The sequence below is a fragment of the Pseudomonas fluorescens genome (assembly GCF_040448305.1).
Classification (GTDB): domain Bacteria; phylum Pseudomonadota; class Gammaproteobacteria; order Pseudomonadales; family Pseudomonadaceae; genus Aquipseudomonas; species Aquipseudomonas fluorescens_BH.
The window spans coordinates 180533-203991 of record NZ_CP148752.1 but is presented as its reverse complement, the minus strand read 5'-3'; the positions used below and the strand labels follow the sequence as shown (position 1 = coordinate 203991).

Genomic DNA, 23459 nt, shown 5'->3' with positions numbered 1-23459 from the left:
TACAACACGACAGAGAGCTTAGAACAGGAATTCGACCTTGCACGTTCGTCTTATGAAGAAAAAATTCGCTATGTTTTACCCCTAAAACACTTGCAATAGACGCCTGCACATACCGGACAATGAGCCCCGGTCGATCCCGCCTCAGGACCCCACATGCTCAACACTCTCGCGGTAGCCAATTACCGCTCGATCAACAAATTGGTGATCCCGCTGGGCCGGCTGAATCTAATCACCGGCCCCAACGGCAGCGGCAAATCCAACCTTTACCGTGCGCTGCGCCTGCTGGCGGAAACCGCCCACGGCGGCGTGGTCAATGCCCTGGCCCGTGAAGGAGGCCTGGATTCGACCTTCTGGGCCGGCCCGGAAACCATCACCCGGCGCATGCGTAATGGTGAAGTTCAGGTCGAAGGCAGCGTCCGTCAATCGCCCATGCGTTTACGCCTGGGATTTTCCGGTGAAGACTTCAGCTACGCGATCGCACTGGGACTGCCGATGCCGCAGCCGGATCACATCACGTACTTTTCGCTGGACCCCGAGATCAAACGAGAATGTATCTGGGCCGGCGCCGTGTACCGTCCTGCCAGCCTGCTGGTGGACCGCAATGGCCCGATGGTCCGTGCGCGGGACGGTCGCCAGTGGGAAGTGCTGGCCCAACACACGCCGGATTTCGACAGCCTGTTTGATCAGATCGGCAGCTTTCGCACCACGCCGGAAGTCATGCAACTGCGTGAATTTATTCGTCGCTGGCGTTTCTACGATCACTTTCGCAGTGACGCCGACGCGCCGGTTCGCCAACCGCAACTCGGTACCCGCACACCCGTGTTGCACCACGACGGTCGTGACCTGGCGGCGGCTTTGCAGACGATCAGGGAAATCGGCGATCCCGAGGTGTTGCAGGCGGCGATCAGCGATGCCTTTCCCGGCGCGCGACTGAACATCGCGCCGTTGCAGGGCGGGCGGTTTGCCATTGAGTTTTATCAGGAAGGGCTATTGCGGCCGTTATCGGCGGCCGAATTGTCGGATGGCACACTCCGTTATTTGCTGCTGGTCGCCGCACTGCTGACACCACGCCCACCCACGTTGATGGTGCTGAACGAGCCGGAAACCAGCCTGCACCCGGACCTGCTGCCGGCGCTGGCACGCTTGATCATCCGCGCCTCCGGGCAGTGCCAGGTGTGGGTGGTGTCCCATGCCCGGCGCTTGATTTCGGCCTTGCAGCAGGACCCTGACTGCAACTGCATCGTGCTGGAGAAAAATCTTGGCCAGACCGGGATCGTGGGCCAGCGCATGCTGGATGAGCCGGCATGGTATTGGCCGGATTGAGCGGCGCCTGATTTGCCGGGGCAATGGAAGACGTCTATTTTCCCTTGCACCGTAGGAAGGATCTTTTTTCGAAACACAGCGCCAAGGACGAACCACTTTTGGCCAGACTCCCGGGCAAAATCTCACAAGGACGAGAACATGGCAGACGAACCAACGCCGCAACGGCTGGATCCGCAAGACATTCTGAAATTATTGATGGCGTTGCGCAGGGCGTTGAAGGCCGGGCCGGTCTGAGCAACTCCAGGGTCAACAGGCTCTTTGTGGCGAGGGGGCTTGCCCCCTCGCCACAAAAGCGTCCTCGCCACTGGTAAACCGACACACATAAAAAAACGCCGACGCTAAATCAGCCGTCGGCGTTTGAAACCTTGAAGGGGTTTGCTTCGCGAATCAGAACGCCGGCAATACCGCGCCGCTGTACTTCTTCTCGATGAAGGCTTTCACTTCCGGGCTGGTCAGGGCCTTGGCCAGTTTCTGGATGGCAACGCTGTCCTTGTTGTCCGGACGGGCCACCAGGTAGTTCACGTAAGGCGAATCGGCACCTTCAATGATCAGCGCGTCTTTCGCCGGGTTCAGGCCCGCTTCCAGCGCGTAGTTGGTGTTGATCATGTCCAGGTCGACCTGATCCAGCACACGCGGCAACATGGCCGATTCGAGTTCCTTGAACTTGAAGTTGTGCGGGTTCTTGGCAATGTCTTTCGGGGTCGACACGGCGTTTTTCGGGTCTTTCAACTCGATCAGGCCAGCCTTCTGCAGCAGGATCAGGGCACGGCCGCTGTTGCTGCCTTCGTTCGGGATGGCAATGGTCGCGCCGTCTTTGAGCTCAGCCAGGGTTTTGACTTTCTTCGAGTAGCCACCGAAGGGTTCAACGTGAACACCGATCACGGTTTCCAGGTGAGTGCCTTTGCCTTCGTTGAAGCTCTTCAGGTACGGCAGGGTCTGGAAGTAGTTGGCGTCCAGGCGCTTCTGGTCGACCTGCACGTTTGGCTGAACGTAGTCGGTGAAGACTTTGATTTCCAGGTCCACGCCTTCTTTGGCCAGGGTTGGCTTGATCAGCTCGAGAATCTCGGCGTGTGGCACCGGGGTCGCGGCAACCACCAGTTTCTCGCCAGCCTGGGCCAGGCCCGTGGTCAGGGCAGCCGCCAGTGCGGTGAACAACAGAACCTTTTTCATGCAGTGTCCTTATCGAAAATCACAGTCGCTTGTGGCGACGGCTTGAACATGAGGGTGCCAGTGAAGTGCTATCGCTGGCGTGAAGCGGACAATACCGGGATTTTTTATTCCCGAATAATAACTTTTATTCAAGTTTATATTCCATTTTGAAAGCATCCAAATCTCTGGTCATCATTGCTCAAATGCCACGCAGCGTGACAATCTGCTCGCCAATCTCATGGGTGAATGACTCCAGAGCGTCCACCGCATCGCTTCGAAACCTCTGAGCACTGAAATCCTCAGCCAGTGATGACCAGTGATCTTGAAGAAATGCGTCGGCTTTGGCGGCGTACTTTTCCGAATTCGCGACCATGAAAGCTGTTGTAGAAGCGATACTCGCCCCACTGATTACCTTTTTTGCCGTCAACACGTTGTTGAGCCGGCTCTGCAATTTGACTGTACTTCTCAATGCCTCATTTGCCGTGGAAACAGCGCCGTATAGACGCCGCCCCACCGCCACGCGCGCGACTCCTCGCTGTGCAGTCATCACGTCCGCCAGAGAGTCCACACTTTTCGTCAACGCAAAGCCAATGCCTTTACCGCCAACTTTTGCAACCGCGGTGGCCCCGAACGACACCACACCCAGCACTATCGACGAGTAGGTCAATATCTGGCCGCCAACGGTATCCGGAGCCAGCTCATCGACAACCGCCGAGGCAATTGAAACCGTCGCGGAAATGACCTCCAGTGTTAACAAGGCGAAGGCGTTAGCCGAGATCGGCACGAGTGGTGCGGTTGCGCCCATGGTAACGACTGTCAGCGCAATCGCAGCGGCGGCCAGGGCGGCGGTCACACCGATTTTCACCCACCCCAAGGTCGAGATATGCCCGGTGGGATCCTTGAGATTGACCGGATCTCCCAGACAATAGGCATAGGCATTGATGCCGCCACCCTCAAAGGGGCTCCAACTGTCGGGGCTGTGAAACCGCATCAATCGGGGGTTGTAGGCCCGATAACCCCTGCCGAGCAGATAGCACCCGGTTGACGGGTCCAGTCGCTCACCCTGAAACCCCAGCAGGGCGCCAAGTCCGCTCGATGCGGGGCGATCACCATAGGGAAGACAGGACAAAACAGATTCGTCTTGAGATCCAAGACGAGCAAGGGCCGTGCCCTGACCATCCGTGACAAACAAGACAACGTCGTCACCTTGCTGCTCGGCCAAGGACTTGCCGTCGCCTGACAACAGACTGCGTCGGTGGTTACCCGCCACTTCGCTGCACAGCGCATGCTCGCTATAGAAAAACCTGATCAGCTCTCCGGATTCGGCAGCCACCGCATGCAATTGATCTTCGCCGTCGTATTGATAATGCGCACCACCGCCAGCGCTGGCCACACTTTCGAGCCGACTCAGAGTGTCATACCGGAACGTGCGCCCTTGGTTATCGTTGAGCAGATTACCGTTGGCATCGTATTCGAAGCTCACATGCCCGGGCTGATAGTGCGCATGACTGTGAGTCAGTGAACTCAACTGGGTTTTGTCAGGACGATCGTAGGAAAACGTGCACAGGTCCTCCTCCCCATCGAAACCCGTACGCACCGTCAACAGGTTATCGAGGTAGTCGTAGGTGAATTTCTGAAAATCAATGCGTTTCCCCCAGGCATCGGTCGGTGCCTGCGTGCCTGCACAGTCATAGCGCTTCAGGCGCCCGCGACAGTCGTAGGCGAAGGCGAAGGTTTCTGTACGTGATTGCGCACCGGATACCAACGATCGCTGCTGAAGTTTGTCATCGGCCCCAAATACTTGAAGGATTTCCAGGCGAGATCCGTCGCCGAACTGCGAAGTACGCTGGATCTCACGACCGAACTCATCGTGAATCAAGGTGGTCGTCAGCGAGCGTTTCGAGGCGGTGTCTTCGACACTCAATGTCAGCAACTGGCCCCGGGCACCGTAGGTGTACTTCGCCAGAACCGGTCCCTGCTGAATTTCTACGGGCCGCGCCGCAGCGTCATAGATATAAGTAGTTTCTACATCGTTAACATCGGTAAAGCTGATGGGCAGCCCATTCAATGAACGGGTAGTGGCGGTGCCGAAGCGGCCTTCACTGGAGATCCACTCCTGGGACTTCTCTTTGCCTGACCTGGCGTACTCAACCCGGCGCTGGATGGCAGGGCTGGAGGTTTCGACGAGTTGCCCGGTCAATGGATCAAATCGATATCTGGCTGATTGAGCGTGGCTGCCGATCCGCGCGGTCACTGCCCCGTTGAGCTTGGGATCAAGGGTGAACCTGAAAATATCGCCCGCCGCCGTCACTTGCTGCAAAGCTTGAGCGCCACCACCCTCATAGGTCCTTGCTTCGGTTCTGCCGCCGACAGTCGTACTGGTGACACGCAATAAACCGTCATAAGTCCGGGTGCCCAACACGTAGTCATCGGCACTGATTTCGATCGGATGATCACCCGTGCTCAGAGGGTCATACTTTTTTTTAATCGAAGTACCATCCGGCAGAATCGTCTCGATCAGACGACCGAAAAGGTCATAACGGAAGCTCGTTTCGAATCCTGCCTCGTTGGTTTGCGTCAGGCAACGCCCAAGTCCGTCGTAGGAAAAAGTCGCGGTAATCGTGACCACACCCTCGGAATCGATGCGTTCTTCCCGATCTGGCTTACCGAACACGTTCAATACAGAACGGGTTTTTCCAGCGCCGTCGCACCAGCATGTTCGAGTCAATGAAACCGGGTCAAACACATCGTTCACCGCGACACCATCAGGACCTACCGTTCTGCATACGCGCCCCCAGCCGTCGTGGCTGTAGGTCGTGGTTGACGCAGTGACCTTGCCATCGAGCCAGTCCTGGCTGACTTCGCTCACCAGTCGACCAAAATTGTCGTAGTGGGCCTCATAGCTCAGACGCATTGGCGTGTCGGTTGAATCGAAATCCTGAACTTCGACTTTGGTCGTGCGCCCGACCCCGTCGAGCCAAATCTTGCTCAGCACACCCCGTATGCTGGTGATGCCGATGGTTGCGCCGTCCTCTGGCTGGCTTTCACCGTTGAATTCGGTGATGCGTGACGCGATATCCGTTCCATCGAATGCCACTGTCTCGCAAACAACACGGTTCAGATTGTCGTACGTCTTCAACAACTCATTACCGGCCCCATCCCGAACCTTGACTTCCTGTCCGATAAATCGGTCATGCCAGACTTTGCGATCATGCCTTTCGCTACCCACGTACAATTGTTGAAGGGTTTCTACCCAATCTCCATCAATTGAATATTTGAATTCGAGACGGCGGTTGCCGTTGTGCTCGACTTGCGAGCGACTCTTGAGGCGTCCGTAAAACGCATCACTGGCATCATCGATGTACTCGAATCGAGTATCCACGCTTGGCTTTTTATTCCCTCCTTCAAACAGCCTTTCGCTTTGAGGCAACAAAAACCGATGACCGTCTTCGCGCATGGAGGGCAAGTCAATGTAGGAAAAACAGACAATGACCATCGGCGCCTGGGCAAAATCAGGTGAAGGCGTGACCGATCGCTCCTTCAATGCCGTGATGAAACCCAGTGGGTTGGGGGGGCAACCCTCGGCACCTTCTGCCGGATAATAGACGTAATCCTCCCGGGCTCCGCTCGGATTTATCTGCGTTAGCAGATTGCCGGATTCATCATAGGTCGTATGGGTGGTTTCGGTTCGGGACGCGGCGCTCGTAGAGGTATCGACATAACTGACGACAGATGTTTTCTGCAGTTGGAAATGGGCGGGCTGATCGGAGAAGTCCAGACCGTCAACATCGTGATAGCTAATCGTTCTTTGCTGCACTTTCCCGTTGGTAAGTGACTTTTCCGAGATCATCAGGTGGAAGCGGTTGTAGGTTCTTTCGATGCGACTCAGTTCAACTGTCTTTTTGCCCACGCCCCTAACCAGGCTTTCGGTACAGGAGTAGGTGTAAGGCCCTTTGTGCCCATGCAGATGGTCCCCGTCCTGCACCCAACGAAGTCCCGATTGATAGCCGAGGAAATTTTTGTCGGAGTATTCATAGACACGGGTGATCGTCGGCAACCCTGAACCCGGCACCAGAACACTGCGCCGTACCGCCGGCAAAGCACTGATTGGTGCCCCGAGCGGCAACTGATGCTGCTGAGGAGCGTACACAATACTCTCGACACTGCCACCTGGCGCGCGGACCTCCGTCATGACCAGAAAACCATTGTGTAACTGGTAATCGAATGACCATGCAAGGTGCTCGGCGGGACCGTGATCAAGGGTTATCTGCCGGAGCCATCCATCGCGAACCCCTAAAACAAACTTCAAGCGTCTTTGCGGATGATCAGGCCATACGGTAATGCTGGCGGGTTGATCTTTCGCTTCATAACTCAGGGCCACGACGCGGTGTTGCTGATCGTGAATTTCGTGCAGGACGCGGCGACCCCGTACCAACATGTATTTCAGACTGATCGAGCGCCCTTCGTTGGAGTGAACATGTTCGGGTAACCATTCGTCATACGTTTCATCCGGCCTGACCAACCTCTCGATCAGACCGTTTTTATGGCTGACAACCAGATTGTCGCCGTCGAGCGTGACCCAAGTGTCTTGAAGCTTTTTATCCCTGACGATGAGCTGCCCTCTGCTGATGTAGACACGATAAGAAACACCGCTTGCAAGGGTCAGCTTACGGGTCTTCCGATTGTAGGAACTCAAACCCAATGACCAACCGCGTCCCCAACCGAAATCTGTTGTGCGGAAACTATCGAATGAAATACTGAAGGATATCTGCGGACCGTTGATATTGTTAGCCACCCACCCCGCGAGATTAATGCTGGTACTATAAGAGCCGGTACGGACATCAACTCCAGACTGGATAAATTCAGAAAAATTGAATGCGTTGGATTCCACTTCTGGCACTGCTGTACTCATCATCATTCCTTGACTTTGCAGATACAGTAAAATTAAACAACTTCGATCATCGAAGGATTTCGGGTGTTCATTGCGACGTCGATTTCATGCCTGTTCCCATACATATCCCGAACAAACACCTTCACCAACAAATGATCATGTCGAACCTGGGACGTTCCGCCCTTTCTGGCAAAATGCATCAAAAAAGTGACTTTGCCTTGCTCTTCATGGTAGGTCGCAAGTGTATCGGCTGTTTCCCACAATACCTCCGCGCCATGATTAGCCTTGAGCCCTTTAAAATAGCCAACGGCGTAATACCCGAGATAGTCGGGATGCTCACTGCGTGCATGCAACACGCCGGTAATCGAGCAATCGATGAATTTTATATGGCGCTGATCCTCTAACAGGTCCAGAACATATCGATCAACCTTGGCAACGTTCTCTGTCGGTTCCCAGTTGCCGGATAGGTGTTTGACCCTGAACTGTTCTTTTCGATAGATCGGCGGTGGAACAGTCGTCAGGAATATTCCACCGAATTCCGAGGTTTCTTCCGAATAGAACACCTCCCCGTCCGAACGGGTAATGGCTGCAATCAGCTTGATGGGATCGGGAGAGTTGCTGCTAACGTAGAACTCCTTGAGAAAGATGGCTTTCCCCCGCACAACCGGGCCATGTAGTTCACCCGTGTGAGGATACGGCTCGTATGGTAAGCGTCGCTCCAGCGTGCACTTCCACGCCGGATCCTCGCCGTCTCGAATGTTGTCTATCGGCAGGGCTTTGTCGGAATAGGCATCCAGCAGTTGAATGCTGTCTAACTCGCTTTGGGAAATTCCTGCTACCTTTTGCCCATCGCCTACAACTTGCACAACCACCATCAATTTCAACTGCTGATACCCATTGGCGTAAATTTTATTTCCGCCCGAAGTCGAGAAGACTTGAAATCGTTTGAGGTCTATCCACTCAGGAAAATCAGCCTCTTGAACAGACAGGGGTGCCATCCCCGGATCAGCAGGCATATGACCCTCGACAAAGGGATTGATATCTTTCAACTCATCGTCGACACCTGGAGCTATCGCAGCATTATTTTCAACAAACCTCACAGAAAATCCTTTTTCATATGATATTTAACAATGACGGATATCAATGTATCCAGGAGAAATTAAAAGATATGTCAAACCCCACCGGCCTGCAAAACGCAAAATTGTTACAACCACACTACAAATAGTACAAAATATAACAACAAGGATCAGCGCCCACAAAAACCAAGCAACAATCAACTCCCTGGTTTCGTTATAAAAACAACCAATGAGCCTATATATTTATGCTTGTGAAATATTTTTTCAGCGCTTGGACTTCAGCGACATCTCCTTGTTGAACAAGTTGATCTATCCATCCTTGTATAAGAACCGCAGATGGCCGGACAACCGACAGATTCAAATGCTCCGGCAAGATTTCGTCACCTGTACTGACCAGCAATGCAAAGTGAATGACGTTCTCCAGCTCCCGGGTATTGCCCGGCCAACTGTGCCGTTCCAACACTTGTTGCGCCTCCTCGCTGATCAGCGGTACTGGCAAGTCGAGGCGCTGGCTGTAGATCCCGAGGAAGTATTCGGCCAGCGATAGGATGTCACCCACCCTCTCACGCAGTGCCGGCAGTTCGAGCTGGCCTTCGCTGAGGTAGTGATAGAGCCGTTCATGGAATTTTCCGGCGGCAACCGCCTGGGCCAGATCGATGCTGGTGGCCGCTACCAGCCGCACATCCACCGGACTCGGCTGCTGGGCACCGACGCGAGTGACTTCGTGGTTTTCCAGCGCAGCGAGCAATTTGGTCTGGATCGGCAGCGGCAGGTCGCCGATTTCGTCCAGGTACAGCGTGCCGCCGTTGGCCGAACCGAACCACCCGGCACGACTGCTCGCCGAGCCGCTGTAACTGCCGGCGGCATAGCCGAACAACTCGGCGTCGGCATAAGTCGGGCTGATGGCGCCGCAGTTGACCGACACGAACAACCCGCCGCGATCACTGGCGCGGTGGATATGGCGGGCCAGCAATTCCTTGCCGGTGCCGGTTTCGCCACGGATCAGCACTGACACTGAGCGCGTTGCCAGTTGCTCAAGGTCTTCACGTAATTGCCGTGACCGTGGATCGACAAACACCAGTGCCTTGGCGCGGATGCTCAGGGGACTTTTTTCGGCATCGGGAAAGGTCAGCAGCGGCTGACCGAAGGTTTCAAAGCTCATGGCAGACTCCCGCCCAAAACCGCCGGGAGACGGGGGCGTTAAATAAAAAAAGTGTTCAAGCGCGGCGCAGGGCGTGGTGTTCCATGCGGTTTTGCAGGCGATAGAGATAGGCAAAACCCTGCTCCCAACGCTGGTGACCGGACTTCACGTTGATATGCCCTGCCCCCGCCAGAATCCCCGCTTCGGCGCCCCAGTGGCGCGCCAGTTCCAAGGCTCGCGGTGCACTGACGGCGCTGTCGTTGTCGGAGCTGACGATCTGGCTCGGGAATGGCAGCAGATCCGTCGGAATCGGCGCGAAGTTGCGCAAGGCCGGCGCGCAGGCCGGGCGTTCGACGTCTGCCGGCGCGACGAGCAAGGCGCCGCGCACTTGACGCAAAAACTGCACGGGGGCGCTCGCCGCCCAATGGGCGACGGTGATGCAACCCAGGCTGTGGGCAATGAGAATCACCGGTGTGCTGTCGGCGGTAATCGCCTCGGCCAGCGCCGCGACCCAGTCTTCACGGCGCGGCGTCAGCCAGTCGGCCTGTTCCACCCGTGCGCTGTTCGGCAGGCTGTTCTGCCAGTGGCTTTGCCAATGATCTTCTGGCGATCCTTGCCAGCCCGGCACAATCAGGTAGCGAATTGATTCGTTGCGCATGGGGGAGCTCTCCTGCTGCGTGTCTGTTCCCGGTCGAGTATAGGGAGAGGATTTATATTCGTTAAGGAATAAGAAGCTATTTATTAAGACTCATATCGAATATAAACCACCGTCAACTGTGGGAGCGGGCTTGCTCGCGAAAGCGATGGATCAGCCACCCTTGATGTTGAATTTGAAGATGCCATCGCGAGCAGGCTCGCTCCCACAGGGGTACTGCGGTGTTCGCGAAAATCGAGGCAAAAAAAGGGCCGCACCCTGCCAAGGAGACGGCCCCGGAAAACGAAAATCTGTTAACGCGCAGTAATCACCGACAACCTGGTAATCCCTGCCCGTTCAATCGACGCCATGGCCCGCGCCACTTCGCCGTAATTCACCCCATCGTCCGCCTGCAACTGCACGCGCACCTCGGGGTCCTTGGCCTTCGCCGACTTGAGGTTGAACTCCAGCAAGTCCGGTTGTATCTCGTCCTTGTTGATAAACAGTTTGCCGGCACCGTCGATGCTCACCACCAACGGGTCTTTCTGTTCCACCGGCGCCACCGCTTCGGTCTTGGGTAGGTTGATCGGTATCGCGTTGGTCAGCAGCGGTGCGGTGACGATGAACACCACCAGCAGCACCAACATCACATCCACCAGCGGCGTCACGTTGATCTCGCTGAGCACCTCATCGGTGTCTTGCGTGGAGAAGGCCATATCAGGACGCCTCCTTCACTTTCTGCGCATTGCCCTGGGCTGCCACCTTGTGCGCCGTCGAGTGGATCAGTACGCGGAACGAACTCTTCTGCGCCAGGCTGTAGAAGTCATGGGCGAAGTCATCCAGGTCCGCCGCCGTCAGTTTCAAACGACGTAAAAAATAGTTGTAAACCAGCACCGCCGGCACCGCGACGGCGATCCCTACACCGGTGGCGACCAGTGCCGCGCCAATCGGTCCGGCGACCGTTTCAAGGCTTGCCGAGCCTGCCGCGCTGATGCCTTTCAACGCTTCCATGATTCCCCACACCGTGCCGAACAAACCAATGAACGGCGAGGTGCTGCCAATGCTCGCGAGCACCGCCAACCCGGTTTCCAGCGACCGGCGCTCACGCACGATCTGCTGACGCAAGGCACGCTCCAGACGATCCTGATGATTGATCGCCTGGCTCAAGTCCGCCGCCTGCGGCGCCTCGCCCACCTGGATTGCCGCATAACCGGCCTGTGCAACCCGGGCTGCCGCTCCGGGTCGGGTTTCGCTCAGTTCGGCCGCCGAGTCGAGGCTCGAAGCGGCCCAGAACTGTTGATGAAACTTTCGATCCTGTGCCTTGAGGCGACCGAACTGCACGCCCTTGAGCAATGCCAGACCCCAGGTCGCGACGGAAAAAACCACCAGCAGCCAGATCACCGCGCTTTCGATGGATTCAAGTGGAGAGGCCAGTAACGTCATGGTGTATTCCTCGTGTAAACGTTTCGCGCGAAATTGGTTTCGGTTTAATGAATCTTGAAATCGATGGGCACGCTGACCCAGCCGTCCTGGGCGACATCGCCCTGCTTGGCCGGCACGAAACTCCAGCGTTTCACTGCATTCAGCGCGGCTTCGTCGAGTGCATCGCGACCGCTGCTTTTCTGGAGCTGGATCTCGCCGGGCTTACCGCTGGCCAGCACCTGCACGCGCAACAACACCGTGCCTTCCCAGCCGCGACGCTGGGCCAGTGACGGGTATTGCGGCGCCGGGTTTTTCAAGTAACCGGCGGTGGCCGAGGCTGGTGTCACAGGTGCGGGCGCCGGCGGTGCAGGTGGCGCCGGGGCCGCGACAGGCGCTGCCGGTTGTGGCGGCGCAGGTGGTTGTTCAACGGCTTTTGGTGCCGGTTTCGGTATCGGTTTGGCCACCGGCCTGGGCTTGGGAACCGGCTTCGGTGGAGGTGGTTTCACCGCCAGTTCGTCTTCCACGGGCGCAGGCGGCTCCACCACAGGCTGGACAGGTTGCGGTGGCGGCGGCTCGACCACCGGTGGCGCCGGACGCGAGAACTCGATGGTCATCGGCGGAATCTGCGGTGGCACGATGGGCAGCACGGTGGTCGGTTGCTGATTGACCCAAAAGATCACCGCGCCATGCACCAGCAACGCCAGCACGCCCAGCACGATCGCTTCCCGTCGGCGAAGGACGTCTTTGGGTGCACGCTGCAAACGCAACTGGCCCAAGGGCACCCGATGCGGTCGGCCGAGGTCGACCAACTCACCACCGGGTGCCTGGCGCCACAGCACTTCATGTGCACCGGCGGCGGTCTGGACATTGCCCATTGTTTAACTCCCTGCGGTCTCTTTGCGGATTAGCGAAACATCGTGCTCAACATCCCCCACACGACAGGTCGCTGGGTGAATCATTGGTCGGCACGCTTATCCCCGAAAGTAATTTTTAAAGTTGAAAATAGAACCAAAACGAATAACAGAAATGTTCGAATGGCTGCACGCCTGATTCCGCAAGGCGTCTGGCCAGGGGCCTGCAACCACATGCTTACAAGGCATGGAAAATATTCTCGGCAGGCATGCTTTTTGGCCGTTTTCGGCAAACGCACATGCCCCCTTACAACCGCAACATTGCTAAAGCGCCACCGCCCGTTTTAGAACGACAAGCGATGTACCCACACCAATCAATCAACTCAGGATGAGTACCCATGACATTCACTACCCGGCCATTGATCTGCATGGCGCTGTTACTGGCGCCACTCTCGATTTTTGCGGCCACCCCCAAGGACACGGGAGCGATTGAACTCGAGATCAGAAACAAGACCAGCTACCCGATCAACGTCTTCCAGGGAAAATGGAAAGGTGTCGTATTGCCGGATGAGCGCTTTCAGACCCAGGACTTCAAAGACGCAACCCTCACCTTTTCCACCTCCACACCCGAAGCGGTCATCAGGTTCGTTTCACTGAGTACCGGCAAGGGTTGTAAAGCCCAAACCTGCGTATTGATCACCGGCAACTGAGGCGATTTCCTCCTGCGGTTTTCCCCGGAAAGCCGCAGGTTTTTTTGTGCCGTTCAAAAGTCATATCGACCGGTCAGACCCAATGTCCGAGGCGTGGCAAGCAGGCCTTCATACCCGCCGTTCGCGGCCGTCCACAGCGTCGTGTAGTAGGTTTTGTCGAAGGCGTTTTTCAGCCACAGCGAAACGTCCCACTGCCCCTGGTTGAAGTCGCCGCGAAGGCCGGTGGACAGGTTGACCACCGCATAACTCGGGATCTGCCCGAAGTCGGAATCTTCCACCGTGCCCACCGCCTTGGAGCGGAACGCATAGCTGGCGGTGACGTACTCTTCGAAGCCGTTGCTCAGGTTCCATTTGTATTCACCATTGGCGTTGCCGATCCATTTCGAGGCGCCCACCACTTGATGGCCGCTGAGGTCGCAGGACGCCGGAGCGCCCGGCGCCAGGCTGACTTCCGGCGGGCACGGCGCGTCCTTGTACGAGAGGTAGCTGACGTCGTTGTACGAGCCATTGATGTTCAGCGTCAGGCCACGCAGCGGGATCAGGGTGCTTTCGAACTCCACGCCGCGGGAGCGCACGGAGCCGGCGTTGGTCAGGTATTGCACGCGATTGACGTCGTCGTAGGCGTTGGTCTGATAGCCGTTGACCTGGGTCCAGAACAGGTTGGCGTTGAGTTGCAGGCGACGCTCCCACAGGGTGCTCTTGAAACCGAGTTCGGCGTTGTTGGCGCGCTCGGTGCCGATCAGCAGCGAGTCGGCACCGGCCACCGGCGCCGTGCCGACGGCCAGGTTGACCCCACCGGATTTTTCGCCATGGGACAACGTGGCGTAAGTGAGCAGGTCGTCGGTGAGGCGGTAGCTAAGGTTCAACAGGCCCGAGGGACTGGAGCTGTACTGGTTCAGATCGCCGGAATCGAAGACGCCGGCGCGAGCACGTCGTGCCGCGGCCGCCGCACCGGTGACCGCTGCACCACCGGCCGGTGCATCACGGGTCACCCTGGCGTTTTTCTCCTCATAGGTGCCGCGCAACCCGGCAGTGAAATCCAGGCGTTCAGTCAGGTGCCAGGTGCCTTGGGCGAACAGCGCGAAACTGTTGGTTTCGATATGACCGTTGCCGACACTGTCGATGTTGTTCAATGCACCGTTGGGCGTGCCGTTCCAGATGTCCGCTTGCGGGCCGTAAAAGGCGAAGGATTTGTTGTCCAGATCGGAGCCGAAGTAATAAGCACCGAGCACGTAATCGAAGAGTCCGCCGGTAGGCGATGCCAGGCGAAACTCCTGGGAATACTGCTTATCCTCCACCGAAACCCCGGCATTGAAGAAGGTGGAGACGTTCAGGCCGTCATCATTGCGCGGGGTAAAATTCCACCAGCGATAGGAGCTGATGGAGGTCAGGGTGAAGTCGCTCGGTAGCGTCCAGTTGGCCTCGACCGAAGTACCGCCCTGATGCACGGTGACGTGCTGTTCGTTGTTCAGATTGACCTTGCGGTGCGTGCCGTCAACCAGTGTCGCACCCGCCGCATTGGCCCGGCGCTGGTAAAGATTGGTGCCATTGATGGTCGGGCCGGTGTTGAACAACACACGGGTGCCGGCGCTGGAATCTTCTTCGTTGTAGTCGCCGATCCAGCGCAGGCTGAATGACTCGTTGGGCTTGAACAGCAACTGACCACGGAAGCCATCGCGCGAGCCGCCGTTCAACTCGTGGCCGTCGAATTCATTCTTGATATCACCGTCGCTACGGGTGCGATACGCGGAAAAGCGTCCCGCCAGCTCGTCATTCAGCGGGCCTGAAATCGTGCCCTTGGTCTGGAAGTAGCCGTCCTCGCCCACCGAAGATTCGATGCTGCGTTCAGGGGTAAAGGTCGGCGCGCGGGTGCTGATGTTGATCACGCCGGCGGTGGTGTTCTTGCCGAACAAGGTGCCCTGCGGACCGCGCAGCACTTCGAGCTGCTCGATGTCCATCAGGTCGAATACGGCCATACCGGGGCGGCCCAGGTAAACGTTGTCGATGTACAGGCCGACACTGCCTTCCAGGCCATCGCTGGCCGGGTTGTTGCCCAGGCCACGGATCGACACGCTGGACTGGCGCGCATGCATGTAGGCGACGTTGACGCTGGGCACCAGCTGCTGCAGATCCTGGATGCGATAGACCCGCTGGATTTCCAGGGTCTGGCCGCTGACCACACTCATGGGCGTCGGCACATCCTGCGAACTTTCTTCGCGGCGGCGAGTGGTGACCGTCACGGTTTCCAATTGCGCGCTGTCGGCCGTGGCGGTTTTTTTGGGAGTGGTTTCAGGGGGCGTGCTTTCGGCCGCATAGCCCTGGCTCCAACTGGCGCTGCCTGCCAGCAACAAGGCCAGTGGCAGGCGTTTGAGCCGTTGGGGTGAAGAGGTTGAAGCGACGTGCAACGGACTCATAAGGCGGGGTTCCCGATCAAAGTAAATTCTTTGTTGCTTGATAGGCCGCCATCGCGAGCAGGCTCGCTCCCACACTGGTCCTGTGAACTCCGAAGATCCCCTGTAGGAGCGAGCCTGCTCGCGATAGCGTCGGCTCAGACGCCTTCGATATCCGGCCCTTTCACCGTCTGGCTGACCTGCCCGTTCACACCCACCGGCACTTCACCCTTGAGCGTCACCCGCCGCACGATGCGGTCCTGGGTCCCGTAGTCATCAACCGCGTAATGCTGGGTGGAGCGGTTGTCCCAGATCGCCACATCACCAGCCTTCCAGCGCCAGCGCACGATGTTTTCCTGGCGGATCACATGGCTTTGCAGCAGGCCGAACAGGTGCGTCGAATCAGCCTGGGAATAGCCCTTGATGCGCTTGACGAAATGCCCCAGCAACAGGCTTTTCTCACCGCTGAGCGGGTGCACGCGGACCACCGGGTGTTCGGTCTCGTAGACGGTCGAAGTGAAGATCTTGCGATAGCGCTCCAGCTTCTCGGCCGAGACGTCAGGCCGGGTGCCGGCGTAGTCGTATTCATTGCTGTGCACGGCGACCAGTTTGTCGGTCAGCTCACGCAGCTCCGCCGACAACCCGTCATAGGCAGTGGCGGTGTTGGCCCACAGGGTGTCGCCGCCGAAAGCCGGGGCCACCACCGAGCGCAGGATCGAAGCTTTGGGGTAGGCCTCGACGAAGGTCACGTCGGTATGCCACGAGCTGGCTCGCTGGCCCTCGGCACCGTCCAGTTCCAGCAGAAAACGCGTGCCTTCGCGCACCGGTACGGTCGGGTGTGCAACAGGTTCGCCGAGCAGGTGGGCGAACGCCTCCTGACGCTGATCGTCGAGCTGGGTCTGCTCGCGGAAGAAGATCACTTTGTATTGCAGCAGTGCCTGTTGAATGGCTTCAACAGTGGCGGCATCCAGCTCGCCCGAAAGCTGTACGCCACGGATTTCGGCACCGATGCGACCGGCCACCGGATGGATTTCAAGCGCGTGAACAGCGGGTTGTACTGCGAAAGCGGCATTGCTCATGGGTAGACCCTCATCAGACTGCTTGCGGTTGAACCGGCCGCGAAACACTGCTCTATATATATTCTATTTAGATCTAATAGATATCTTAATGCTTCGTTGACGGAATAAGAGCTTGCATTTAAAACCTCAGTCAACCCTCGTCGCAAATGCCTTCGAGCTATTTTTAGGATGCCGGAAAAGCATATGGATCTTCGCCAGTTGCGTTACTTCATCGCCCTCGACGAACACCGCAGTTTCGTGCGCGCGGCCGAGGCCATGGGCATTACCCAGCCTGCCTTCAGCCGCAGCATTCAGGGGCTCGAACACGAGTTCGGCTGCGTGCTGGTGGACCGTGGCAACAAGGACTTGCGCCCCACCCCCGAAGGCCTGGTGGTGCTGCAACATGCCCGCAGCCTGGTGCAGGGTGCGGCGTTGCTCAGCTGCGAAGTGACGCAGATGACCAAGCTTGATGCCGGTGAGCTGCGCTTCGGTTGCGGCCCGGCACCGGCGGTGAAACTGGTGCCGGATGCGGTGGCGCAATTCATCAATGCGCATCCGAAAGTGCGCACCTGTTTCGAGGTGGATAACTGGGAAAAACTCAGCCGTGCGCTGAGCCGTGAGGAGATCGAATTTTTCATCGCCGACATCCGCCATTTCGAGTCCGACCCGAACTTCCAGACCCAGGCCCTGACGCCCAAGCGCGGTGTGTTTTTCTGCCGGCCCGGGCATCCGCTGCTGGCCAAGGAAAGCCTGTCGACCAACGACATGTTCGATTACCCACTGGCAACCACGATGATCCCGCCGGGCATTCGCAAACTGCTGGCGAACCTCAGTGGACGGGTGGACTTTTCGCCGACCATCGAGACCGAGCATTTCCCGGCGCTGGTGAAAGTGGTGCTGCAATCGAATGCGATTGGCGTGGGGACTGAAGAAGCGTTTGTTGAAGACATTGCCCAGGGTTCACTGGTGCTGCTGCACTGGCGCAACCTGCCGCAGAACATCGAGAGCATGAATGCGCGGTGCGGGATCGTCAGCCGCACCGGGTTCCGCTTGTCGCCGGCGGCGCGGGCGATGATCGAGACGTTGGTGGCGGTGGACAGGCAGCAGATCGGCGTCGCGGTTTAGGGCCTCTTCGCGAGCAAGCCCGCTCCCACAGGGGATCTCCGGTGTTCACACGGTCAGTGTGGGAGCGAGCCTGCTCGCGATGAGGCCAGTGAGCTCACTGAAGATTCAGAGCTTGGCCGCAGCCAGTTCCGGCGCCACCCAATCGCTGACCTTGAACGACTTGCGAATCAGCTTCTGCTGCGAAGCCAAATCCACCGCGTCCTGCAATTTGCCAAGGAACACCGGGTCAAGCGTCGACGGGAAAACCTCGCTCAGTTTCTGATCCTTCAAATCCTGAGAAAGAATTACCGCCGGATAACTCGCCAGCCCCGACACCAGCTGAATGTAGGCGTCCTTGTTGCTGTCCTGGGTCAGCCACTCCACGGCCTGCTGTTGGGCCTTGAGCAGTTTCGCCACTGCCTCCGGATGCGCATCGACAAACTTCCCGGTCCCTATCAGCACCGCCTGTACACTGCCGGCGCCGCCCAGGTCCTTGGTATTGAGCGGCAACTCGGCCAGCCCCTTGGCCTGCAACGCCGTCAGCCCGGAACCGCCCCACGAGGCATCGATCTGCTTCGCCGCCAGCGCCGCGACCGCCGCGTTGAAGTCCAGGTTGATGACTTTCACATCCTTCTCGCTCAACCCCTGGCTGGCCAGTGCCGCATCGAAGGACAACTGGCTGGCGGTGCCACGGAAGATGGCCACGCGTTTGCCCTTTAGGTCCTGCAGGGTCTTGATCCCCGAACCCGGCACTACGCCGAGGTAATGCTTCACCCCGCGCGCCGAGGCACTGAGCAGTCGCGTATCCAGACCATTGGACTTGCCGATGATGGCCGCCAGATCGCCGAGGTAGGCCAGGTCCACCTGACCGTTGGCGAACGCCTCGTTAATCACCGGGCCTGCGCCTTTGAAGAAGCTCCACTGAATCTTGATGCCTTGATCGGCGAAAGCCTTTTCGAAGATCTGTTGATCACGCAGCACATCCACGACACCGCCACCACTGTGCTGGGTTCCGGCACTCAGGTCCGGCACCGCGATGCGGATTTCCTTGAGCTCATCGGCGTTGGCCGTGAAAACCAGCAGCCCCGCAAGGGCCGGTGCGGCGAACAGACTGATGACACGTTTGAATGGAAGGTTCATGGGTGCGGCTCCTTGGGGCAACGGGCGTTGAGGAGCCGAAAGTAGGCCGAAGTGGAACCAACACTTAAATACTATAAATTCACATTTTTAGATCTTTTAGATCTATATCAACGCATCCGGGGCTCTTGGCCGATATGCCCAAACGGCATCAAAAATATTCTTCGAATGCATTGGATGCGGAGGCTTAGGGAGGCCATAAATGGCTTCTCTTATCTCTCAATAGTATTGATTTTTAATTTTATAGATCAATTTTGCATACGCCTTGAACCCTTGTAGGAGCGAGCCTGCTCGCGAATAGCGGAAGGTCAATCGAGACATCTTTGCCTGACACACCGCTATCGCGAGCAGGCTCACTCCTACAAAAAAGCAGGCCTGTATTGCAACCCGACAACGGAGGTCATCCATGGCCCGTGTTTCTCTTCTCAGCCTGCCGCTGGCCGTGCCACCACTGGAAAACCAGCGCCTTTGGCCCAGTCTGAATCGTCGGCTGTTGCCTTGGTTGCTGCCGGTCACCCTGTTCACGCTCTGGTGGCTCGCCAGCCACAATCACTGGATGAGCGAGCAGATCCTGCCGGCGCCGACCCAGGTCTGGAGCGGCGCACTGGAACTGTCCCAAGGCGAGTTGTGGAGCCATTTGTGGATCAGCCTGCAACGCTTGTTCTGGGGGCTGCTGGCCGGGATCAGCGCTGGTGCTGTTTTGGGTGCGGCACTGGGTTTCAGCCGTCGACTGGAGCGTCTGGTATTTCCAACCTTCGCCGGGTTGGCGCAAGTCCCGACCCTGGCCTGGATTCCATTGTTCATGGTGTTTTTCGGCATTGGCGAAGTGCTGAAGCTGGTGGTGTTGATCAAGGCCATCGTGGTGCCGGTGACCCTGCATACACTGGTCGGTGTGCGCGACGCACAACCCAAGCTGCGCGAAGCCGCCGCCGTGTTGCGCCTGCCCAGGCACTTGTTGATCCGCCGCCTGGTGCTGTCTGCCGCGCTACCGGCGTTCATGGCCGGTGTGCGCCTCGCGCTGGCCGCCGGCTGGACTTCACTGCTCGCTGTCGAACTGCTCGCCTCCAGTGAAGGCATCGGCTACCTGATGGTCTGGGCGCGGCAGTTGTTCATGCTCGACATCGTGTTCGTGTGCATTGTGGTGATCGGTTTGATCGGCGTGGCGATGGATCGCGGCATCGGTTTGCTGGACAGGAAACTGGTGCACTGGCCGCACCCGGCCACCGCCGAAATCCGTCGCGGGCCGCGTTATCAAGGCTGGCAGCGCTTGCAACCGTGGCTGCTGCCATTGGTGCTTCTGGCGTTGTGGCAACTGACCTCGGATCAGCAGTGGATTGACGCGAACATTCTGGCCAGCCCGCTGGCCGTCCTGCAGACCACCCGGGATGGTTTGCTCGACGGCACACTGCTTGGCGGCATGGCCCTGAGCCTGGGCCGAACCCTTGGCGGATTGCTGCTTGGTGGCGGGCTCGGGTTTGCCCTGGGGTTGCTACTGGGGTTGTCGCGCACCAGCGAACGCGTGCTCGGCCCCACCCTCGCCGCCATCCGCCAGATCGCCATATTCGCCTGGGTGCCGCTGCTCACCGCGTGGTTCGGTCTGGGGGAATTGGCCAAGTGGGTGTTCGTTGCCCTCGCCGCCTTTTTCCCGCTGTTCATCGCCACCCAACGCAGCGTCGCGCACCTGTCGCCACAACTCAACGAAGCCGCGCAGGTGTTGCGTCTGAACCTGCGCCAGCGCCTGGGTCGACTGGTGTTACCGGGCGCGGCGCCGGGGATTTTTGCAGGGCTTCGGCTGAGCCTGATCTACGCCTGGCTCGGCACCATCGGCGCCGAATATTTTATGCCGTCCAACGGCGGCATCGGCAGCCAGATGATCGGCGCCCAGCAATTGCTGCGCATGGACCTGATCATGGCCGGCATGCTGCTGGTGGGCCTGACCGGTGCCCTGCTCAACCTCATTGGCCAACGCCTGGAAATCCGCGCCACTCGCTGGAGACACGCATGAACGCACCGATTGTCAGCTTCAATCACGTGGGCAAAACCTTCGACGTCGACGGCTTTACACTTGAGGCCATTCGCGAATTCAACCTGGACATCGCCGAGGGCGAGTTCGTCGCCATCGTCGGCTCCAGCGGTTGCGGCAAATCCACCTTGCTGCGGCTGCTGGTGGGCCTCGATACGCAGTTTCGCGGGCAGATCAGTGTGGACGGAAAAGCCGTCACCGGCATCGGCGGCGAGCGCGGCATCGTCTTCCAGGAACACCGCTTGTTCCCGTGGCTGAGCGTGGCCGACAACATCGGCCTGGGCCTGGTCAACGAGCCACTCAGCGCTGCGCAAAAGCACAAGCGCATCCATGATTTCATCGAACTGGTGGGCCTGGGCGACTTTGCCCGCGCCTATCCGCACCAGCTCTCTGGCGGCATGGCGCAGCGCGTGGCCATTGCTCGCGGCCTGGTGGCCAGCCCGCGAATTCTGCTGCTGGACGAGCCCTTCGGTGCCCTCGACGCCCTGACTCGCCAACAGATGCAGGACGAACTGTTGGCGATCCGCGCCCGAGCAAAAATCACCACCGTGCTGGTCACCCACGATGTCGAGGAAGCGATCTTCCTCGCCGACCGCGTGGTGGTGATGGAGCCGCGTCCGGGGCGGATAAAGCAAGTGGTCGACATTGCCTTGCCCCATCCACGCCAGCGCAGCAGTTTCGACTTCCACCAGCTGCGCGAGGAACTGCTTCACGAACTCACCAGCGACGATCACTACCAGCCCCCCGTGCCGGTGCAGGTCCGCGATCTGCCGTTGTCCTTCATTGCCTACTGAAAAAGGAAATGCTTGATGCCGCAACGTCCCAACTTTCTAGTGATCCTGGCCGATGACCTGGGCTTTTCCGACCTCGGTGCCTTCGGTGGCGAAATCAATACGCCGAACCTCGATGCATTGGCCAACAATGGCCTGCGCCTGACCGATTTTCACACCGCACCGACCTGCTCGCCGACCCGTTCGATGCTGCTCACCGGCACCGATCACCACATCGCCGGCATCGGCACCATGGCCGAAGCATTGACCCCGGACCTGATCGGTAAACCGGGTTACGAAGGGCATTTGAACGACCGCGTGGTCGCCCTGCCCGAACTGTTGCGCGAGGCCGGTTACCAGACCTTGATGAGCGGCAAATGGCACTTGGGCCTAACCGCAGAACTGGCGCCTCACGCCCGGGGTTTCGAGCGTTCGTTTTCGCTGCTGCCCGGCGCCGCCAATCATTACGGCTTCGAGCCGACCTACGATGAAACGACGCCACGGCTGCTGAAATCCACCCCGGCGCTGTACATCGAAGACGACCAATTCATCGATGAACTGCCCAAGGATTTCTATTCCTCCGATGCCTTTGGCGACAAGCTGCTGCAATACCTCAAAGAGCGCGACCAGACCCGTCCGTTCTTCGCCTACCTGCCGTTTTCCGCCCCCCACTGGCCGCTGCAGGCGCCGGCCGAGGTGGTGGAAAAATACCGCGGGCGCTATGACGCCGGCCCTGAAGTGCTGCGCCTTGAGCGCCTGGAAAAACTCAAAAAACTCAGTCTGATCGAGGCCGATGTCGAGCCGCATCCGTTGATCCAGTTGACTGCACAATGGGCTGCCCTGAGCGATGAGCAACGACAGATCTCCGCGCGGGCCATGGAGGTTTATGCGGCGATGGTCGAGCGCATGGACTGGAACATCGGGCGGGTCGTCGATTACTTGCGCCAGCAAGGGCAACTGGACAACACCTTCATCCTGTTCATGTCCGATAACGGTGCCGAAGGGGCGTTGCTGGAGGCCTTTCCGAAATTCGGCCCGCAGTTGCTGACTTACCTCAACCAGCATTACGACAACAGCCTGGACAACATCGGCCGCGCCAACTCCTACGTCTGGTATGGGCCGAACTGGGCACAAGTGGCGACCGCGCCGTCGCGGCTGTTCAAAGCCTTCACCACCGAAGGCGGGATCCGTGTTCCGGCGCTGGTGCACTACCCGCAGCTGCCGCTCAAGGGCCAGATCAGCCATGGGTTTGGCACGGTGATGGACATCACACCGACCATTCTGGATCTTGCCGGCGTGCGCCATCCGGGCAAGCAATGGCACGGCAAACCCGTGGCAGAAGTTCGCGGGAAGTCGTGGCTGGGGTTTCTGTCGGGCGAGACGGCGCAAGTGCATGACGAGCACACCGTCACCGGTTGGGAACTGTTCGGACGACGGGCGATTCGGCAGGGGCAATGGAAGGCGGTGTACATCCCGGGACCGGTGGGGCCGGCGACCTGGCAGCTGTATGACCTGAGCAATGATCCGGGGGAGATTCATGACCTGGCATCGAGCCAACCGCAGAAGCTTGGTACCTTGATCGAACATTGGCAACGGTATGTGGATGAGACCGGGGTGATCCTGAGCGAGTCGCCGTTTCAGCCGGATTGATGTTGCCTAATACACCGCTTTCGCGAGCAGGCTCGCTCCCACCTTTGATCTTCAGTGAACACAATATTTGTGAACAACCGAGATCTCATGTGGGAGCGAGCCTGCTCGCGAAGAGGCCCTTACAAACAAC

17 protein-coding genes are annotated in these 23459 nt (G+C 58.4%); 6 read left to right on the top strand and 11 right to left on the bottom strand.

What is annotated here, in order from left to right:
* The first annotated feature begins 153 nt into the window (after positions 1-153).
* The gene (locus tag WHX55_RS00915; RefSeq protein WP_150726433.1) at positions 154-1323 is read left to right on the top strand and encodes an AAA family ATPase; all 1170 of its coding nucleotides are present in this window, start codon (positions 154-156) and stop codon (positions 1321-1323) included.
* 387 nt (positions 1324-1710) lie between these two features.
* Here WHX55_RS00915 and WHX55_RS00910 read toward each other — a convergent pair whose 3' ends face one another.
* The 8 genes from WHX55_RS00910 to WHX55_RS00875 form a co-directional block, all read right to left on the bottom strand.
* On the bottom strand, positions 1711-2493 hold the full coding sequence (locus WHX55_RS00910; protein ID WP_008045406.1) for a MetQ/NlpA family ABC transporter substrate-binding protein: 783 nt from the start codon (positions 2491-2493) through the stop codon (positions 1711-1713).
* A gap of 178 nt (positions 2494-2671) precedes the next feature.
* Positions 2672-7384, bottom strand: a complete 4713-nt coding sequence (locus tag WHX55_RS00905; protein WP_353741839.1) for an RHS repeat-associated core domain-containing protein — start codon at positions 7382-7384, stop codon at positions 2672-2674.
* Between the two features lie 32 nt (positions 7385-7416).
* The gene (locus WHX55_RS00900) at positions 7417-8463 is read right to left on the bottom strand and encodes a hypothetical protein (protein WP_353741838.1); all 1047 of its coding nucleotides are present in this window, start codon (positions 8461-8463) and stop codon (positions 7417-7419) included.
* Positions 8464-8674: 211 nt separating this feature from the next.
* Positions 8675-9601, bottom strand: coding sequence for a sigma 54-interacting transcriptional regulator (locus tag WHX55_RS00895; protein WP_353741837.1), 927 nt, complete (start codon positions 9599-9601; stop codon positions 8675-8677).
* Between the two features lie 55 nt (positions 9602-9656).
* Entirely contained in the window at positions 9657-10238 is a 582-nt protein-coding gene (locus WHX55_RS00890; protein ID WP_353741836.1) for an alpha/beta hydrolase, read from the bottom strand.
* Between the two features lie 290 nt (positions 10239-10528).
* A complete protein-coding gene (locus WHX55_RS00885; protein WP_008045412.1) occupies positions 10529-10930 on the bottom strand; it encodes a biopolymer transporter ExbD in 402 nt (133 codons plus the stop codon).
* Between the two features lies 1 nt (position 10931).
* On the bottom strand, positions 10932-11657 hold the full coding sequence (locus WHX55_RS00880; protein ID WP_353741835.1) for a MotA/TolQ/ExbB proton channel family protein: 726 nt from the start codon (positions 11655-11657) through the stop codon (positions 10932-10934).
* A gap of 44 nt (positions 11658-11701) precedes the next feature.
* Entirely contained in the window at positions 11702-12511 is an 810-nt protein-coding gene (locus tag WHX55_RS00875) for an energy transducer TonB (RefSeq protein WP_353741834.1), read from the bottom strand.
* Between the two features lie 374 nt (positions 12512-12885).
* Between WHX55_RS00875 and WHX55_RS00870 the strand changes: the two genes are divergently transcribed.
* Positions 12886-13197: a hypothetical protein gene (locus WHX55_RS00870; protein ID WP_150756841.1), complete on the top strand. Its 312-nt coding sequence runs from the start codon at positions 12886-12888 to the stop codon at positions 13195-13197.
* Positions 13198-13250: 53 nt separating this feature from the next.
* Here the strand turns inward: WHX55_RS00870 and WHX55_RS00865 are convergent, their stop codons facing one another.
* Together WHX55_RS00865 and WHX55_RS00860 are read right to left on the bottom strand one after the other, a co-directional pair.
* Positions 13251-15611 carry a TonB-dependent receptor gene (locus tag WHX55_RS00865; RefSeq protein ID WP_353741833.1) on the bottom strand — a complete coding sequence of 787 codons (2361 nt, stop codon included), beginning with the start codon at positions 15609-15611 and terminating at the stop codon, positions 13251-13253.
* 134 nt (positions 15612-15745) lie between these two features.
* Positions 15746-16666: a TauD/TfdA family dioxygenase gene (locus WHX55_RS00860; RefSeq protein ID WP_353741832.1), complete on the bottom strand. Its 921-nt coding sequence runs from the start codon at positions 16664-16666 to the stop codon at positions 15746-15748.
* Positions 16667-16849: 183 nt separating this feature from the next.
* Here WHX55_RS00860 and WHX55_RS00855 point away from each other — a divergent pair, with 183 nt between their 5' ends.
* Complete coding sequence (locus WHX55_RS00855) at positions 16850-17770, top strand: LysR family transcriptional regulator (RefSeq protein ID WP_353741831.1); 921 nt, start codon at positions 16850-16852, stop codon at positions 17768-17770.
* A 105-nt stretch (positions 17771-17875) separates the two neighbouring features.
* Here the strand turns inward: WHX55_RS00855 and WHX55_RS00850 are convergent, their stop codons facing one another.
* A complete protein-coding gene (locus WHX55_RS00850) occupies positions 17876-18889 on the bottom strand; it encodes an ABC transporter substrate-binding protein (protein ID WP_150755912.1) in 1014 nt (337 codons plus the stop codon).
* A 403-nt stretch (positions 18890-19292) separates the two neighbouring features.
* Between WHX55_RS00850 and WHX55_RS00845 the strand changes: the two genes are divergently transcribed.
* Genes WHX55_RS00845 through WHX55_RS00835 form a run of 3 tightly spaced genes read left to right on the top strand, consistent with a single transcriptional unit; the run spans position 19293 to position 23329 of the window.
* Complete coding sequence (locus WHX55_RS00845; protein ID WP_353741830.1) at positions 19293-20891, top strand: ABC transporter permease subunit; 1599 nt, start codon at positions 19293-19295, stop codon at positions 20889-20891.
* Positions 20888-21703, top strand: a complete 816-nt coding sequence (locus WHX55_RS00840; RefSeq protein ID WP_095944998.1) for an ABC transporter ATP-binding protein — start codon at positions 20888-20890, stop codon at positions 21701-21703. The genes WHX55_RS00845 and WHX55_RS00840 overlap by 4 nt, the downstream gene beginning before the upstream one ends.
* A gap of 15 nt (positions 21704-21718) precedes the next feature.
* Positions 21719-23329: an arylsulfatase gene (locus tag WHX55_RS00835; RefSeq protein ID WP_353741829.1), complete on the top strand. Its 1611-nt coding sequence runs from the start codon at positions 21719-21721 to the stop codon at positions 23327-23329.
* The last annotated feature ends 130 nt before the right edge of the window (positions 23330-23459 follow it).